The following is a 17,467-nucleotide window of genomic DNA, read 5'->3' as shown; positions in this document are numbered from 1 at the left end:
ATTCCTTAAATGTTTCCAGCAAATTAATAGATTAAGCGAATAAATTATCCTTAGCATTCACTTTCATATCAGCATACTCCTGCTGCACAACAACTCCACTGCATGTGTCAGAAGGTTAGCATCAAATGATAACCTGGTGAAATAGCCTGGAGACATTTAAAATATCTACATTAAGTTGTTAGAAATACTTAATGAAAAACAGAAATCTCATTCATTTAATTTATAATTAAATGATATCTCTTCCCGCAGAATGCGGGAATCACACAATCAATATTTATTCAATAAAATCTGATGATTTTAACTTGTTAACACTAAAAAACGCGCCCAGCTATCTATTATCCTGACCCGTAAAGGCTAAACAATAAATTCATTATAGTGATAATATTCATGTGATAGTTTGTTTGCGGCGAGAGATAATTCGCTTTTTATCACCGAGCTTGTCCCAATAACCAGGATTAATCAGCGCAATTTTGATCTTAACCTACCGCAAAACAACCGTGCTTCATGATACAAATGGATTCTCATTATCTGAACAATACGCAGCACGTCTATGACAAAGGGCGAGTTATGCAAACTGAGCAACAGCGAGCCGTAACGCGGCTTTGTATCCAGTGTGGATTATTTCTTTTGCAACATGGTGCGGAAAGCGCGTTGGTTGATGAGCTTTCCTCACGACTGGGTCGGGCGCTGGGAATGGACAGCGTCGAAAGTTCTATCTCTTCGAACGCCATAGTGCTGACAACTATTAAAGATGGGCAATGCCTGACATCGACACGTAAAAATCACGATCGCGGCATTAATATGCATGTGGTGACTGAAGTCCAGCACATTGTGATTCTTGCGGAGCATCATCTGCTGGATTACAAAGGCGTAGAGAAACGATTTAGCCAAATTCAACCATTACGTTACCCAAGATGGCTGGTAGCCTTAATGGTTGGCCTTTCTTGCGCCTGTTTCTGTAAACTCAATAACGGTGGCTGGGATGGTGCCGTCATCACCTTCTTTGCCAGTACGACCGCGATGTATATCCGCCAGCTGCTGGCACAACGTCATCTTCATCCACAGATCAACTTTTGCCTTACCGCTTTCGCCGCCACCACCATTTCCGGATTGCTTTTGCAACTCCCCACTTTCAGCAATACCCCCACCATTGCGATGGCCGCCAGCGTTCTGCTGCTAGTGCCGGGCTTTCCGTTGATTAATGCCGTCGCCGATATGTTTAAAGGCCACATCAATACCGGACTGGCACGCTGGGCGATCGCCAGTCTGCTGACACTGGCTACCTGCGTCGGCGTAGTGATGGCACTGACGATTTGGGGTCTACGCGGATGGGTGTGATCGAATTTCTGTTAGCGTTGGCGCAGGATATGATCCTCGCCGCCATTCCTGCGGTCGGCTTTGCGATGGTGTTCAACGTTCCCGTGCGGGCGTTACGCTGGTGTGCGCTGCTTGGCTCGATAGGTCATGGTTCCCGAATGATCTTGATGACCAGCGGGTTGAATATTGAGTGGTCAACCTTTATGGCTTCTATGCTGGTCGGTACCATTGGTATTCAATGGTCGCGCTGGTATCTGGCGCATCCGAAAGTGTTTACCGTGGCGGCCGTTATCCCTATGTTCCCGGGCATATCGGCTTATACCGCAATGATTTCGTCGGTAAAAATCAGCCAGTTAGGTTACAGCGAACCGTTGATGATTACCCTGTTAACCAACTTTCTTACAGCTTCATCGATTGTTGGTGCGTTATCCATCGGTCTTTCCATTCCTGGATTATGGTTGTACCGCAAGCGCCCTCGCGTATAAAATTGCCTCGCTTAAGCACACGGATGAGAGACAGCCTCCTCTCCTCCGTGTGTTACTATAAAAGTTATCTCCCTTCTCGTTCATCGTTCCATATTTGAGAAACAGTATGTCTTCCAGAGTTTTGACCCCGGACGTCGTTGGTATTGACGCCCTGGTACACGATCACCAAACCGTTCTGGCAAAAGCTGAAGGCGGTGTGGTTGCCGTATTTGCTAACAATGCCCCGGCGTTTTATGCCGTCACGCCTGCACGCCTGGCTGAACTGCTGGCGCTGGAAGAAAAGCTAGCGCGTCCGGTAAGCGATGTCGCTCTGGACGATCAACTCTATCAGGAACCGCAAGCCGCTCCCGTTGCTGTACCCATGGGGAAATTCGCCATGTATCCGGACTGGCAACCCGATGCCGATTTTATCCGCCTGGCGGCGCTATGGGGCGTGGCGCTAAGAGAGCCGGTGACCACCGAAGAACTGGCCTCATTCATTGCCTACTGGCAGGCGGAAGGTAAAGTCTTTCACCATGTGCAGTGGCAACAAAAACTGGCGCGCAGCCTGCAAATCGGTCGTGCCAGCAACGGCGGACTGCCGAAACGAGATGTGAATACGGTCAGTGAACCTGACAGCCAAATTCCACCAGGATTCAGAGGGTAACGATGAAAAACGTTGGCGACCTGATGCAACGCCTGCAAAAAATGATGCCTGCCCATATCAAACCTGCATTCAAAACGGGTGAAGAGCTACTGGCCTGGCAGAAAGAACAAGGGGTGATCCGCTCCGCCGCTCTCGAACGTGAAAATCGGGCGATGAAAATGCAGCGCACCTTTAACCGCTCCGGTATTCGTCCACTGCATCAGAACTGCTCCTTTGAGAACTATCGCGTTGAGTGTGAAGGGCAGATGAATGCGTTAAGCAAAGCGCGCCAGTATGTCGAAGAGTTTGACGGCAACATCGCCAGCTTCATCTTTTCTGGTAAGCCAGGAACCGGCAAAAACCATCTGGCGGCGGCAATCTGCAACGAGCTGCTGCTACGCGGTAAATCCGTATTGATCATCACCGTGGCCGATATTATGTCGGCGATGAAAGATACCTTCAGGAATAGCGGTACCAGCGAAGAACAACTGCTTAACGATCTGAGCAACGTTGATCTGCTGGTGATCGATGAGATCGGCGTGCAGACCGAATCGAAATACGAAAAAGTGATCATCAACCAGATCGTCGATCGCCGCTCTTCTTCCAAACGCCCAACCGGGATGCTGACCAACAGTAATATGGAAGAGATGACCAAGTTGCTGGGCGAACGCGTGATGGACCGTATGCGCCTGGGTAACAGTTTATGGGTGATCTTCAACTGGGATAGCTACCGTAGCCGGGTAACGGGTAAAGAGTATTAATCCCCGTTTCTGGCGGTATACTGCGACACAATTCCACCTTGAGTAATGATGATGAAAACTATTAAACATCTTCTGTGCTGTGCCATTGCCGCCAGCGCATTAATTTCCACCGGGGTGCATGCTGCGTCCTGGAAAGATGCGCTCTCCAGCGCCGCCAGCGAACTTGGCAACCAAAACAGCACGACACAGGAAGGCGGTTGGTCGCTCGCGTCATTAACTAACTTGCTTAGCAGCGGAAACCAGGCCTTAAGCGCAGATAACATGAACAATGCCGCAGGCATTCTGCAATACTGCGCGAAGCAAAAGCTGGCTTCGGTAACCGATGCCGAAAACATCAAGAACCAGGTGCTGGAAAAGCTGGGCCTGAACAGTGAAGAGCAAAAAGAAGACACCAACTATCTGGACGGTATTCAGGGTTTGCTGAAAACAAAAGATGGTCAGCAACTAAATCTGGATAACATCGGAACGACTCCGCTGGCAGAAAAGGTGAAAACCAAAGCCTGCGATCTGGTGTTAAAGCAGGGGCTGAACTTCATTTCCTGAACCGCGAAACGCCGCGTTTTAGCTGTTACCCGGCTGACGCGGCTCTCTCCTGCCCTTTTCCCTGCTCCTGGACGGTTTTCCCCCTGTTACACGGGAAGCGACCGCGATCAAAAAAGTCTGTTTATAAACTAATTCCTAACAACATCGCATTTTTTTGACACTAGAATTGCAGCAATATGGCGACGCCATTACATTGTGCTTCTCAAAAAGCTTAAACGTTGGCTAAACGGCCCGGTTTAGTGAGGATCGCCCGTTGTCAGAACTACTCTCTTTCGCCCTTTTTCTCGCCTCTGTGCTGATTTACGCATGGAAAGCGGGACGTAACACCTGGTGGTTTGCAGCCACGTTAACGGTGCTGGGGCTATTTGTCGTTTTAAATATCACCCTGTTTGCCAGCGACTATTTTACTGGCGATGGTATTAACGACGCGGTTCTCTATACCTTAACCAACAGCCTGACCGGTGCTGGCGTCAGCAAATACATCCTGCCGGGTATCGGCATTGTGCTGGGGCTGACGGCGGTGTTCGGTGCGCTGGGCTGGATCCTGCGCCGTCGTCGTCATCATCCGCACCATTTTGGTTACAGCCTGCTGGCGCTCTTACTGGCGCTGGGTTCGGTGGACGCCAGCCCGGCATTTCGTCAGATAACGGAACTGGTGAAATCCCAGTCACGCGATGGCGACCCGGACTTTGCGGCTTATTATAAAGAGCCGTCGAAAACTATCCCTGACCCGAAACTCAACCTGGTTTATATCTACGGCGAAAGTCTCGAGCGGACCTATTTTGATAACGAAGCTTTCCCGGATCTCACGCCTGAACTGGGCGCGTTGAAAAATGAAGGCCTGGATTTCAGCCACACGCAGCAGCTGCCAGGAACGGATTACACGATTGCGGGCATGGTGGCTTCTCAGTGCGGCATACCGCTGTTCGCCCCCTTTGAAGGCAACGCCTCCGCCTCTGTCTCCAGCTTCTTCCCGCAGAACATCTGTCTGGGCGATATCCTGAAAAACTCGGGTTATCAGAACTATTTCGTGCAGGGCGCAAATCTGCGTTTTGCCGGTAAAGATGTGTTCCTGAAATCGCACGGCTTCGACCACTTATACGGCTCAGAAGAGCTGAAAAGCGTGGTAGCCGACCCGCACTATCGCAACGACTGGGGATTCTACGACGATACCGTTCTCGATGAAGCGTGGAAAAAGTTTGAAGAGCTTTCCCGCTCAGGTCAGCGATTCTCACTGTTTACCCTGACAGTCGATACCCATCACCCGGATGGTTTTATCTCGCGCACCTGTAACCGCAAAAAATATGATTTTGACGGTAAGCCGAATCAGTCATTCAGCGCGGTAAGTTGCAGCCAGGAGAATATCGCGACGTTTATCAACAAAATCAAAGCGTCACCGTGGTTTAAAGATACTGTCATCGTCGTCTCTTCTGACCATTTAGCGATGAACAACACGGCGTGGAAATACCTCAATAAGCAGGATCGCAATAACCTGTTTTTTGTCATTCGTGGCGACAAGCCGCAGCAAAAGACGCTGGCAGTGAAGCGTAACACGATGGATAACGGCGCGACGGTGCTGGACATTCTCGGTGGCGATAACTATCTCGGACTTGGTCGTAGCAGTTTATCCGGGCAGTCGATGTCGGAAATCTTCCTCAATATCAAAGAGAAAACATTGGCGTGGAAGCCAGATATCATCCGCCTGTGGAAATTCCCTAAAGAGATGAAAGAGTTCACCATCGACCAGCAGAAAAACATGATTGCCTTCTCGGGTAGCCATTTCCGTTTGCCGCTGCTGTTGCGGGTTTCAGACAAACGCGTGGAACCGCTGCCGGAAAGCGAATACTCAGCACCGCTGCGTTTCCAGCTGGCCGATTTCGCTCCACGCGACAATTTCGTCTGGGTTGACAGTTGCTACAAGATGGCACAACTCTGGGCTCCGGAACTGGCACTTTCCACCGACTGGTGTGTCTCGCAGGGGCAGCTTGGCGGTCAGCAAATTGTTCAGCATGTTGACAAAACAACATGGAAGAGCAAGACGGCATTTAAAGATACGGTCATCGACATGGCGCGTTACAAAGGCAATGTCGATACGCTGAAGATTGTTGATAACGATATTCGCTACAAAGCCGACAGTTTCATCTTTAACGTCGCCGGTGCGCCAGAAGAGGTGAAACAGTTTAGCGGGATTTCCCGTCCGGAGTCGTGGGGCCGCTGGTCCAACGCGCAGCTGGGCGATGAAGTAAAAATCGAGTACAAGCATCCGCTGCCGAAGAAATTTGACCTGGTGATTACCGCCAAAGCATACGGCAATAACGCCAGCCGTCCTATTCCGGTACGCGTAGGCAATGAAGAACAAACTCTTGTGCTGGGCAATGAAGTGACCACCACCACACTGCATTTCGATAACCCAACCGATGCCGACACACTGGTAATTGTGCCGCCGGAACCTGTCTCAACCAACGAAGGGAATATCCTCGGACACTCGCCGCGTAAGCTCGGGATCGGCATGGTGGAAATTAAAGTGGTAGAACGTGAAGGGTAATTCCTGACTGATGTGTAGGTCGCATAGGGTGCGACCTACACGCCTTCTCCGGCTTACAACACATTATTAAGAAACAAAAAAAACAGCGCCCAACACTTCCCCGGACGCTGCATGGCAACTTTAATAATCTCGCCTTATCAGAAAGTAATTACACCCTTAATCAACTCACGATTGTTAATCACATCGCGCTCGTAGGTTTCTGCCAGCGTGGCGAACGGATAGCGATGGGTTAACATCATGTCGGCAGTGATTTTCCCTTCCGCCATCAGTCGACCGACTTTAGCGAAATCTTCCGGCGTGGCGTTGCGGCTGCCCATCATCGTCGTTTCTTTTTTATGGAATTCCGGATCGGAGAACTGCAACTCACCTTTAAACAGACCGACAAATACCACCGTGCCGCCGTGACGAATCAGATTCACGGTATTATTCATCGCATGTTGATTACCTGTCGCGTCGATCACTTTCTGCGCCAGCGAACCACCAAACTGCGCCCGCAGCTGCGCGTCAAAATCTTCGGCTGACGGGTCCAGCACGGGCAACTCCAGACGCGTTGCCACATGTTCACGGCGCGCCGGACTGGTATCCGCCACCACCACCTGTGCGCCATCGGCTTTAGCGATTGCCGCCGCGCCCAGACCGATTGGCCCCGCCCCGACCACCAGCACCTGCTCGCCGGGAGCAATGGCTGCGCGACGCACCGCATGAGCGCTAATAGCGAAAGGTTCAATCAATGCGGCCGCCTGCGGGTCAATACCGTCTGCGGGCAAAATGTTCGCCACCGGCACGCTCAAATACTCACTAAAACCGCCATCCTGATGCACGCCAATGACTGAAATTTTTTCACAGCAGTTGGTACGCCCGCTTTTACACGCCGGGCATTGCTGACAGGCAACATAAGGGATCACAGCAACTTGCTGACCATTTTTAAGATCAGCAATATTTTTACCCAGCCCAACAATCTCCCCACATATTTCATGGCCTAAAACCCGTGGATAACTAAAAAATGGTTGATTTCCACCCCAGGCATGAATATCGGTACCGCAAATCCCGACAGACTTAATTTTTATTAATGCTTCATTGTCACCCGGAATAGGTATCTCGCGTTGTTTCCAGACTAATTCTTTCGGCTGCTGGCAAATTAAAACATTCATCGTAGACATGATTCGGCTCTCCATTTTTTGTTGCCTTAGATATCAATGAAAATGAAAAATGGCAGCGGAACGGAAAATCTGTTTTGTGAAAACACACGCATAAAAATGTTTTAAATCGGGTTTTAATGGACTCACAAGGAGGAAAATATGAGTCGTTCACAAAATTTACGCCACAATGTGATTAACCAGGTCATTGATGATATGGCGCGGGGTCATATCCCTTCCCCACTTCCATCGCAAAGTGCGCTGGCGGAAATGTACAACATCAGCCGCACTACAGTGCGTCATATTCTCAGCCAATTACGCGAATGCGGCATCTTAACGCAGGTTGGAAACGACTATGTTATTGCGCGTAAACCTGACCATGATGACGGTTTCGCCTGTACTACCGCTTCAATGAGTGAACAAAACAAAGTGTTTGAGCAGGCTTTTTTCACGATGATAAACCAGCGTCAGTTACGCCCTAGGGAAACTTTTTCTGAACTGCAACTGGCTCGGGCCGCGGGTGTCAGCCCGGTGGTTGTAAGAGAATATCTTTTAAAATTCGGCCGTTATAATCTTATTCAAAGCGAAAAGCGCGGCCAGTGGAGCATGAAGCAATTCGATCAATCCTACGCCGAGCAGCTGTTTGAGCTACGCGAAATGCTCGAAACACATTCACTTCAGCACTTTCTCAACCTGCCTGATCATGATCCCCGCTGGCTGCAGGCGAAAACCATGCTAGAACGTCATCGGCTACTGCGTGACAACATCGGCAATAGCTTTCGCATGTTCTCGCAACTTGACAGAGATTTTCACTCCTTACTGCTTTCAGCTGCCGACAATATCTTTTTTGATCAATCGCTTGAGATCATCTCAGTCATCTTTCATTTTCACTATCAATGGGACGAAAGCGATCTTAAACAGCGCAATATCATTGCCGTCGATGAACATATGACCATTCTCAGCGCTCTGATTTGCCGCAGTGACCTTGATGCCACCCTTGCGCTCCGTAACCATTTGAATTCAGCTAAACAATCAATGATTCGATCCATTAATGAGAACACGCGTTATGCTCATTAAGTACGGATTAAAAACAGCAAACTATTAGCGGGTGCACGGTTTTATCAAAAGATAAATACCGGAAATTCCCGCTTACCTATGCTCACAATCAGTCGACTAAAAATGTTTTTGTGAGCGGTAATAAAGTCCTAAAACTTTAACCTGCCGTTAATGTCAACCTTGCGTAATGCACAATTACGTAAACAATTAAAATTATAAATACAGGAGTTCGGCGTGGAAAAAGAAAATATCACCCTCGATCCGCGTTCTTCATTTACTCCATCTTCGTCGGCAGATATTCCCGTGCCACCAGATGGATTAGTTCAACGCAGTACCCGAATTAAACGCATTCAAACCACCGCCATGTTGTTATTATTTTTTGCGGCGGTAATCAATTATCTCGACCGCAGTTCGCTGTCGGTAGCAAATTTAACGATTCGTGAAGAATTGGGATTAAGTGCCACCGAAATCGGCGCTTTGCTCTCCGTGTTTTCACTCGCTTACGGCATTGCGCAACTTCCTTGCGGCCCACTATTGGATCGTAAAGGCCCACGCCTGATGCTGGGACTGGGGATGTTCTTCTGGTCACTGTTCCAGGCCATGTCTGGCATGGTGCACAGCTTTACGCAGTTCGTGTTGGTGCGTATCGGTATGGGGATTGGTGAAGCGCCGATGAACCCATGCGGTGTAAAAGTCATTAACGACTGGTTCAACATCAAAGAGCGCGGACGCCCGATGGGCTTCTTCAACGCAGCTTCTACCATTGGCGTTGCGGTAAGCCCACCGATTCTGGCGGCAATGATGCTGGTGATGGGCTGGCGCGGGATGTTTATTACCATTGGTGTACTGGGGATTTTTCTCGCCATCGGCTGGTATATGCTCTATCGCAACCGCGAGCACGTAGAACTGACTGCCGTTGAACAAGCTTATCTCAATGCAGGTAGCGTCAATGCCCGCCGAGATCCGCTCAATTTTGCCGAATGGCGCAGCCTGTTCCGTAACCGCACAATGTGGGGAATGATGCTCGGATTCAGTGGCATCAACTACACTGCGTGGCTGTATCTGGCCTGGCTTCCTGGTTACCTGCAAACAGCCTATAACCTGGATTTAAAAAGCACAGGGTTGATGGCGGCTATCCCTTTCCTGTTTGGGGCTGCCGGGATGCTGGTCAACGGTTACGTTACTGACTGGCTGGTCAAAGGGGGAATGGCTCCGATTAAAAGCCGTAAGATCTGCATTATTACCGGGATGTTCTGTTCTGCCGCCTTTACGCTGATAGTACCACAAGCGACAACATCCATGATGGCGGTTCTGCTGATTGGCATGGCACTGTTCTGTATTCACTTTGCCGGAACATCCTGCTGGGGCTTGATCCACGTCGCAGTTGCTTCTCGCATGACTGCGTCGGTGGGCAGTATCCAGAACTTTGCCAGCTTCATCTGCGCCTCTTTCGCGCCGATCATTACTGGTTTTATTGTTGATACAACCCACTCATTCCGTCTGGCACTAATCATTTGCGGTTGCGTCACCGCAGCGGGAGCACTGGCGTACATCTTCCTGGTTCGCCAGCCGATCAACGACCCGCGTAAAGATTAAACTCCCTATGCCCGATAACATTTTGCTTATCGGGCATTTTTATGGCGATTAAAACGTTTCCCAGTTCTCCCCGCTATCTGCCACTGCCATTTTACGCGGCGTAGCTGGCGTCACGGTTTTTACCACAGCCGATGTTTCACGCTGCTGTTGCTGCTGTTGCTGAATCCGGAACACTGCCACAGCTTCGGTCAGGCGACTGGCCTGCTCTTCCAGCGCGGCGGCGGCAGCGGCAGATTCTTCCACCAGCGCGGCGTTCTGTTGAGTTACCCGGTCCATCTCAGCAACCGCTAAGCCAACCTGATCGATACCACGGCTCTGCTCATCAGAAGCAGAAGCTATTTCGCCCATAATGTCCGTCACGCGGGTCACAGCACTGACAATCTCCGCCATTGTTTCCCCGGCGCTTTCGACCAGCGTAGAGCCAACATCCACTTTCCCCACCGAGTCTTCAATCAGGCTTTTAATTTCACGAGCCGCCTGGGCGCTACGCTGGGCCAGATTACGCACTTCTCCCGCAACCACCGCAAAACCACGTCCTTGCTCACCCGCACGCGCTGCTTCAACCGCCGCGTTCAAAGCCAGAATATTGGTCTGGAAGGTAATGCCGTCAATTACGCTGATAATATCGGCGATTTTCTGCGAACTGGTGGAGATATCGCGCATAGTCTGCACCACGTTATCTACCACTTTGCCGCCGCGTTGCGCCGTTTCAGAAGCACTTAATGCCAGATGGCTGGCCTGGCGCGCATTCTCGGCGTTCTGTTTCACCGTTGCGGTCAGTTGCTCCATGCTGGCTGCCGTCTCTTCCAGCGAAGCGGCCTGTTGCTCGGTGCGCGAAGAGAGATCATTATTGCCGGTAGCGATTTCGCTGGCACCGCTATAGATGGCATTGGCCCCGTTGCGCACATCACCGACGGTACGCATCAGCTCTCCCTGCATATGGCGCAAACTCTCTGCCAGTTGCCCCATCTCATTAGAGCCATCCACCTCAATCGGTTTCACCAGATCGCCGCCTGCAATATGACGAATGCTGTCAATCAGGCGATTCATTGGCGCTACCAGCGAGGCTTTAATACCGAACCAGACGGCGAAGATGACCGCCAGTACGACGATCATCACGCCCACCAGAATCCACATCGCCTGGCTGTAGGAGGCATTGTTATCGCTGACGGCGATATCATAGAGCCGATCGTTTTGCTCCATGTAAGCCACATACTGCTTCTCGAAACCGTCCTGATATCCCTGGGTCGGCTGATCAAAGAACTCGTTGATTTTGCCTGCACCTAACAGTTGGATCAGCTCCGCCAGCGCATTGTGATAAATATCGTAATTACGTTTGATCTCTGCCGCTGCGGCGGTGCTCTGACGCGGGTCACGCGGCAACGCTTCGTAATCCGCCCAGTTTTTTTCCGCCTGTTTCAGCGAAATACTGGCACTCTGCATCAGCTCAGCAACGGTTGAACCGCTACCAATATTATTCTGATCCATCATGTAGCGGATACCCGCGCGGTTGAGGGTGTTACGCGTCTGCAACAACGCGACCCAGCTGCCATTCAGCGTGGATTGCTGCTGGCGAATGGTTTGTAAAACAGTGAAATTTTCTTTGTCATTCTTTAAGGCATTAAAAAACAGACCGCCTGATGTCAGTTGTAAAAGGCCAAAAACGGCCAAAACCAGCAGTAAGCTGGTCACGATCTTGATACGTTTTAACATGGTTTCTCTTTCCTGTGGACCGATGCAAGATTTTCGGCCTGGAAAGCAAAAACTTTATGAAAAGGTGTAACCCGCCATCCATGGAAAAACCAGGCGCTGGTTATCAGATACTAAAAAGTTATTCATTATCGCCCGGGATGTCTTCTTGTCGGGAATTGCCCAGAGCAATAAATTCCTCTAACAGATGGGTTAACTGTTGCATTTTCTCGGCAGTAAACTGAGCTTCAATCTGCCGATAGGCTTCTTCAATCTGTGTCTGAGCGCGGTTATACAGCGCCTGCCCCTCTTTGGTCAGCGAGATATAGAGCTTCCGCTGATCATTGATCGGCTTTAATCGCAACACTAAACCGTCGCGTTCCATCCGCGTGAGGATCCCGGTCAGGCTTGGGCGCAAAATGCAGGCGCGATACGCCAGATCGTGAAAATCCATTGATGGGCTTTCCGCCAGAATACGCACGATGCGCCACTGTTGCTCAGTCAAATTATGCCGTTTAACGATTGGGCGAAAATAACTCATCGCCGCTTCTCGCGCCTGGAGCAACGCAATGGTTAGTGAGTCGTGCATTATCTTTCCCCTGAAAAATTCAAAATCATTAATATAGAAACAATTAATCATCACGTTACCGGGACTGAGCTGCCCCCGCAATTCTTCATTTTATCAAAATTGATGATATTTTATTAACTTACTGATATTTAATATTTTATTATCTTTAAATGTAAATAGTTTGTTAATTAGATCACATTTATATCACTTACTTTTGCCAAACTACGCAATCGGGAATAAAAGTAATCATTAACATATTAATGATTAAGATGATCGAATCCGAGGAGTGGTAATGAAAGGCACTATCTTCGCCGTAGCGTTGAACCATCGCAGCCAACTTGATGCCTGGCAGGAAGCGTTCCAGCAATCTCCCTACAAAGCCCCGCCTAAAACTGCGGTCTGGTTTATTAAACCGCGCAATACGGTGATTGGTTGCGGTGAACCGATTCCCTTTCCACAGGGTGAAAAAGTACTGAGCGGTGCGACTGTTGCGCTGATTGTGGGGAAAACGGCGACGAAAGTACGTGAAGAAGATGCGGCAGAGTACATCGCCGGATATGCGCTGGCTAACGACGTCAGCCTGCCGGAAGAGAGCTTTTACCGTCCGGCAATCAAAGCAAAATGTCGTGATGGATTCTGCCCCATTGGCGAAACCGTGGCTCTCAGCAATGTCGATAATCTGACTATCTATACCGAGATCAACGGGCGTCCTGCCGATCACTGGAATACCGCCGATTTACAACGTAACGCCGCACAGCTGCTGAGCGCCCTGAGCGAATTTGCCACGCTGAATCCAGGCGATGCTATTCTGCTCGGCACGCCACAGGCGCGCGTGGAAATACAGCCAAGCGATCGCGTGCGTGTTCTCGCAGAAGGTTTCCCGCCGCTGGAAAATCCGGTAGTGGACGAACGTGAAGTGACCACGCGCAAGAGCTTCCCAACGCTGCCACACCCGCACGGTACGCTGTTTGCCCTCGGCCTGAACTACGCCGACCACGCCAGCGAACTGGAATTTAAGCCACCGGAAGAGCCGCAGGTGTTCCTGAAAGCGCCGAATACCCTCACTGGCGACAACCAGACCTCCGTGCGCCCGAACAATATTGAATACATGCACTACGAAGCGGAGCTGGTGGTAGTTATTGGCAAGCAGGCGCGTAACGTCAGCGAAGCCGATGCCATGGATTATGTCGCGGGCTACACCGTGTGTAACGACTACGCCATTCGCGACTATCTGGAAAACTACTACCGCCCTAACCTGCGGGTCAAAAGCCGCGACGGACTGACGCCGATGCTTTCAACCATCGTGCCGAAAGAGGCGATCCCGGACCCGCATAATCTGACCCTTCGCACCTTCGTCAACGGCGAGTTACGCCAGCAAGGCACCACCGCCGATCTGATCTTCAGCGTGCCCTTCCTGATCGCCTACTTAAGCGAATTTATGACCCTGAATCCGGGCGACATGATCGCCACCGGCACACCAAAAGGCTTATCTGACGTGGTGCCTGGCGATGAAGTAGTGGTGGAAGTAGAAGGCGTGGGCCGCCTGGTGAACCGAATTGTGAGTGAGGAAACAGCGAAATGAAAAAAGTAAATCATTGGATCAACGGCAAAAATGTTGCAGGTAACGACTACTTCCAGACTACCAATCCGGCAACGGGTGAAGTGCTGGCGGATGTGGCCTCTGGCGGTGAAGCGGAGATCAATCAGGCGGTAGCGGCAGCGAAAGAGGCGTTCCCGAAATGGGCTGATCTGCCGATGAAAGAGCGTGCGCGCCTGATGCGCCGTCTGGGCGATCTGATCGACCAGAACGTGCCTGAGATCGCCGCGATGGAAACCGCGGACACGGGCCTGCCGATCCATCAGACCAAAAATGTGTTGATCCCACGCGCTTCTCACAACTTTGAATTTTTCGCGGAAGTCTGCCAGCAGATGAACGGCAAGACCTATCCGGTTGACGACAAGATGCTCAACTACACGCTGGTGCAACCGGTAGGCGTTTGTGCGCTGGTGTCGCCGTGGAACGTGCCGTTTATGACCGCCACCTGGAAGGTCGCGCCGTGTCTGGCGCTGGGCAATACCGCGGTGCTGAAGATGTCGGAACTCTCCCCGCTGACCGCCAACCGCTTGGGTGAGCTGGCGCTGGAAGCTGGTATTCCGGCGGGCGTGCTAAACGTGGTACAGGGCTACGGCGCAACCGCAGGCGATGCGCTGGTCCGTCATCATGACGTGCGTGCCGTGTCGTTCACCGGCGGTACCGCCACCGAGCGCAACATCATGAAAAACGCCGGGCTGAAAAAATACTCCATGGAGCTGGGCGGTAAATCACCGGTGCTGATTTTTGAAGATGCCGATATTGAGCGTGCGCTGGACGCCGCCCTGTTCACCATCTTCTCAATCAACGGCGAACGCTGCACCGCCGGTTCGCGCATCTTTATTCAACAGAGCATCTATCCAGAATTCGTTAAACGCTTTGCCGAACGCGCCAACCGTCTGCGCGTGGACGATCCGAACGATCCGAATACCCAGGTTAGGGCGCTTATCAGTCAGCAACACTGGGAAAAAGTCTCCGGCTATATCCGTCTCGGCATTGAAGAAGGCGCAACCCTGTTGGCGGGCGGCCCGGATAAACTGTCCGACCTGCCTGCGCACCTGAAAGGCGGCAACTTCCTGCGCCCAACGGTGCTGGCGGACGTAGATAACCGTATGCGCGTTGCCCAGGAAGAGATTTTCGGGCCGGTCGCCTGCCTGCTGCCGTTTAAAGACGAAGCCGAAGGCTTACGCCTGGCAAACGACGTGGAGTACGGCCTCGCGTCGTACATCTGGACACAGGATGTCAGCAAAGTGTTACGCCTGGCGCGTGGCATTGAAGCAGGCATGGTGTTCGTCAACACCCAGAACGTGCGCGACCTGCACCAGCCATTTGGCGGCGTAAAAGCCTCCGGCACCGGGCGTGAAGGCGGTGAGTACAGCTTCGAAGTGTTCGCGGAAATGAAGAACGTCTGCATTTCCATGGGCGACCATCCAATTCCGAAATGGGGAGTCTGATATGGGTAAGTTAGCGTTAGCCGCCAAGATCACGCACGTACCGTCGATGTATCTCTCTGAACTACCAGGAAAAAACCACGGTTGTCGCCAGGGTGCGATCGACGGGCATAAAGAGATCAGCAAGCGTTGCCGGGAAATGGGCGTCGATACCATTATCGTTTTCGATACTCACTGGCTGGTCAACAGTGCTTATCACATCAACTGTGCAGACCATTTTGAAGGCGTCTACACCAGCAACGAGCTGCCGCATTTTATTCGCGACATGACCTACAACTACGAGGGCAACCCGGAGTTGGGGCAGCTAATTGCCGAGGAAGCCTTAAAGCTCGGCGTGCGGGCAAAAGCGCACAATATTCCCAGCCTGAAACTGGAATACGGCACGCTGGTACCGATGCGCTACATGAATGAAGACAAGCACTTCAAAGTGGTCTCCATTTCGGCTTTCTGCACGGTTCACGATTTTGCCGACAGCCGCAAGCTGGGCGAAGCGATTCTGAAAGCGATCGAACAGTACGACGGCACCGTGGCGGTCCTTGCCAGCGGTTCGTTATCGCACCGCTTTATTGACGATCAGCGTGCGGAAGAAGGGATGAACAGCTACACCCGCGAGTTCGACCGCCAGATGGACGAGCGTGTGGTGAAGCTGTGGCGCGAAGGCCAGTTCAAAGAGTTTTGCAATATGCTGCCGGAGTACGCCGACTACTGCTACGGCGAAGGCAATATGCACGACACGGTGATGCTGCTGGGGATGCTCGGCTGGGATAAATACGACGGCAAGGTGGAGTTTATTACCGAGCTGTTCCCAAGCTCTGGCACCGGTCAGGTTAACGCTGTTTTCCCGCTGCCCGCGTAAGGACGTTTTATGCCGCACTTTATCGTGGAATGTACTGAAAATATTCGTGAAGAAGCCCGCTTACCTGAGCTGTTTGCCAGTGTTAACACTGCACTGGCGGCAACGGGGATTTTTCCGCTTGGGGGAATACGTAGCCGGGCGCACTGGATCGATACCTGGCAAATGGCTGATGGCAAGCACGATTACGCCTTTGTGCATATGACGCTAAAAATCGGCAGCGGACGCAGTCTGGAAAGCCGTCAGGAAGTGGGCGAAATGCTGTTTGATCTGATTAAAACGCACTTCGCCTCACTGATGGAGAGCCGTTACCTAGCGCTTTCATTTGAGATTGCAGAGCTGCACCCGACGTTGAATTTCAAACAGAACAACGTACACGCGTTGTTTAAATAAATTTGCACCAGCTTCCAGGCCGGATGATAAGGCGCTGCCGCATCCGGCAATGCCACAGGATATCGCTATGTTCGATAAACACACCCACACCCTGATCGCCCAGCGTCTGGATCAGGCAGAAAAACAGCGCGAACAGATCCGCGCGATCTCGCTGGATTACCCGGAGATCACCATCGAAGACGCCTACGCCGTGCAGCGCGAATGGGTTCGCCTGAAAATCGCCGAAGGTCGCACGCTGAAAGGCCACAAAATCGGTCTGACCTCGAAAGCGATGCAGGCAAGCTCGCAGATCAGCGAACCGGATTACGGTGCACTGCTGGACGACATGTTCTTCCACGATGGCAGCGATATCCCGACCGATCGCTTTATCGTGCCGCGCATTGAAGTGGAGCTGGCTTTTGTGCTGGCAAAACCGCTGCGTGGGCCAAACTGCACGCTGTTCGACGTTTACAACGCCACGGACTATGTGATCCCGGCGCTGGAGCTGATCGACGCTCGCTGCCACAACATCGATCCGGAAACCCAGCGCCCGCGCAAAGTATTCGACACCATTTCCGATAACGCCGCCAACGCCGGAGTGATCCTCGGAGGTCATCCGATCAAACCAGACGAACTGGATCTGCGTTGGATCTCCGCCCTGATGTATCGCAATGGCGTGATTGAAGAAACCGGCGTCGCCGCTGGTGTGCTGAATCATCCGGCAAACGGCGTGGCCTGGCTGGCGAACAAACTCGCACCGTATGACGTACAACTGGAAGCCGGGCAAATCATTCTCGGTGGTTCGTTCACCCGCCCGGTTCCGGCGCGTAAGGGCGACACCTTCCACGTCGATTACGGCAACATGGGCTCCATTAGCTG

General features: G+C 51.6%; 16 protein-coding genes. 13 read left to right on the top strand and 3 right to left on the bottom strand.

Annotated features, from left to right (window positions below; all coding sequences use genetic code 11):
* Window positions 1-567 precede the first annotated feature (567 nt).
* The 6 genes from ACUU1I_RS13930 to opgB all read left to right on the top strand — a co-directional run bounded on the left by ACUU1I_RS13930 (window position 568) and on the right by opgB (window position 6,276).
* The gene (locus tag ACUU1I_RS13930; protein WP_001338213.1) at window positions 568-1,338 is read left to right on the top strand and encodes a threonine/serine exporter family protein; all 771 of its coding nucleotides are present in this window, start codon (window positions 568-570) and stop codon (window positions 1,336-1,338) included.
* A complete protein-coding gene (locus ACUU1I_RS13925) occupies window positions 1,329-1,802 on the top strand; it encodes a threonine/serine exporter (RefSeq protein WP_000538192.1) in 474 nt (157 codons plus the stop codon). Before ACUU1I_RS13930 ends, ACUU1I_RS13925 begins: the two co-directional genes overlap by 10 nt.
* A 106-nt stretch (window positions 1,803-1,908) precedes the next feature.
* A complete protein-coding gene (gene dnaT / locus ACUU1I_RS13920; RefSeq protein ID WP_000098822.1) occupies window positions 1,909-2,448 on the top strand; it encodes a primosomal protein DnaT in 540 nt (179 codons plus the stop codon).
* 2 nt (window positions 2,449-2,450) lie between these two features.
* Window positions 2,451-3,188, top strand: coding sequence for a DNA replication protein DnaC (gene dnaC / locus ACUU1I_RS13915; protein ID WP_000799919.1), 738 nt, complete (start codon window positions 2,451-2,453; stop codon window positions 3,186-3,188).
* Window positions 3,189-3,236: 48 nt separating this feature from the next.
* Entirely contained in the window at window positions 3,237-3,731 is a 495-nt protein-coding gene (gene yjjA / locus ACUU1I_RS13910) for a DUF2501 domain-containing protein YjjA (RefSeq protein WP_077248833.1), read from the top strand.
* Between the two features lie 253 nt (window positions 3,732-3,984).
* A complete protein-coding gene (opgB, locus tag ACUU1I_RS13905; protein WP_001292683.1) occupies window positions 3,985-6,276 on the top strand; it encodes a phosphatidylglycerol--membrane-oligosaccharide glycerophosphotransferase in 2,292 nt (763 codons plus the stop codon).
* Window positions 6,277-6,413: 137 nt separating this feature from the next.
* Here the strand turns inward: opgB and lgoD are convergent, their stop codons facing one another.
* The gene (gene lgoD, locus ACUU1I_RS13900; RefSeq protein WP_000106033.1) at window positions 6,414-7,436 is read right to left on the bottom strand and encodes an L-galactonate oxidoreductase; all 1,023 of its coding nucleotides are present in this window, start codon (window positions 7,434-7,436) and stop codon (window positions 6,414-6,416) included.
* Between the two features lie 138 nt (window positions 7,437-7,574).
* On the opposite strand from lgoD, the gene ACUU1I_RS13895 reads away from it, so the two are divergent.
* Both ACUU1I_RS13895 and ACUU1I_RS13890 read left to right on the top strand, forming a co-directional pair.
* A complete protein-coding gene (locus ACUU1I_RS13895) occupies window positions 7,575-8,489 on the top strand; it encodes a GntR family transcriptional regulator (protein ID WP_000091582.1) in 915 nt (304 codons plus the stop codon).
* A 213-nt stretch (window positions 8,490-8,702) separates the two neighbouring features.
* A complete protein-coding gene (locus tag ACUU1I_RS13890; RefSeq protein WP_000410138.1) occupies window positions 8,703-10,064 on the top strand; it encodes an MFS transporter in 1,362 nt (453 codons plus the stop codon).
* 48 nt (window positions 10,065-10,112) lie between these two features.
* On the opposite strand, the gene tsr is transcribed toward ACUU1I_RS13890, so the two are convergent.
* Together tsr and hpaR are read right to left on the bottom strand one after the other, a co-directional pair.
* Entirely contained in the window at window positions 10,113-11,777 is a 1,665-nt protein-coding gene (gene tsr / locus ACUU1I_RS13885) for a methyl-accepting chemotaxis protein (RefSeq protein WP_000919576.1), read from the bottom strand.
* A gap of 118 nt (window positions 11,778-11,895) precedes the next feature.
* The gene (gene hpaR, locus ACUU1I_RS13880) at window positions 11,896-12,342 is read right to left on the bottom strand and encodes a homoprotocatechuate degradation operon regulator HpaR (protein ID WP_000543916.1); all 447 of its coding nucleotides are present in this window, start codon (window positions 12,340-12,342) and stop codon (window positions 11,896-11,898) included.
* A gap of 271 nt (window positions 12,343-12,613) precedes the next feature.
* On the opposite strand from hpaR, the gene hpaG reads away from it, so the two are divergent.
* The 5 genes from hpaG to hpaH form a co-directional block, all read left to right on the top strand.
* Window positions 12,614-13,903, top strand: coding sequence for a 4-hydroxyphenylacetate degradation bifunctional isomerase/decarboxylase (hpaG, locus tag ACUU1I_RS13875; protein ID WP_000679098.1), 1,290 nt, complete (start codon window positions 12,614-12,616; stop codon window positions 13,901-13,903).
* On the top strand, window positions 13,900-15,366 hold the full coding sequence (gene hpaE / locus ACUU1I_RS13870; protein WP_000757500.1) for a 5-carboxymethyl-2-hydroxymuconate semialdehyde dehydrogenase: 1,467 nt from the start codon (window positions 13,900-13,902) through the stop codon (window positions 15,364-15,366). The genes hpaG and hpaE overlap by 4 nt, the downstream gene beginning before the upstream one ends.
* A gap of 1 nt (window position 15,367) precedes the next feature.
* On the top strand, window positions 15,368-16,219 hold the full coding sequence (gene hpaD / locus ACUU1I_RS13865; protein ID WP_000516996.1) for a 3,4-dihydroxyphenylacetate 2,3-dioxygenase: 852 nt from the start codon (window positions 15,368-15,370) through the stop codon (window positions 16,217-16,219).
* 9 nt (window positions 16,220-16,228) lie between these two features.
* Window positions 16,229-16,609, top strand: a complete 381-nt coding sequence (locus tag ACUU1I_RS13860) for a 5-carboxymethyl-2-hydroxymuconate Delta-isomerase (protein WP_001119868.1) — start codon at window positions 16,229-16,231, stop codon at window positions 16,607-16,609.
* A 67-nt stretch (window positions 16,610-16,676) separates the two neighbouring features.
* A partial coding sequence (hpaH, locus tag ACUU1I_RS13855; RefSeq protein WP_449144845.1) for a 2-oxo-hept-4-ene-1,7-dioate hydratase occupies window positions 16,677-17,467 on the top strand: 791 nt, incomplete at its 3' end.

The organism is Shigella sp. SIG3 (genome assembly GCF_053555855.1).
The sequence above is the reverse complement of the archived record's forward strand: the minus strand, read 5'-3'. Positions and strand labels throughout refer to the sequence as shown.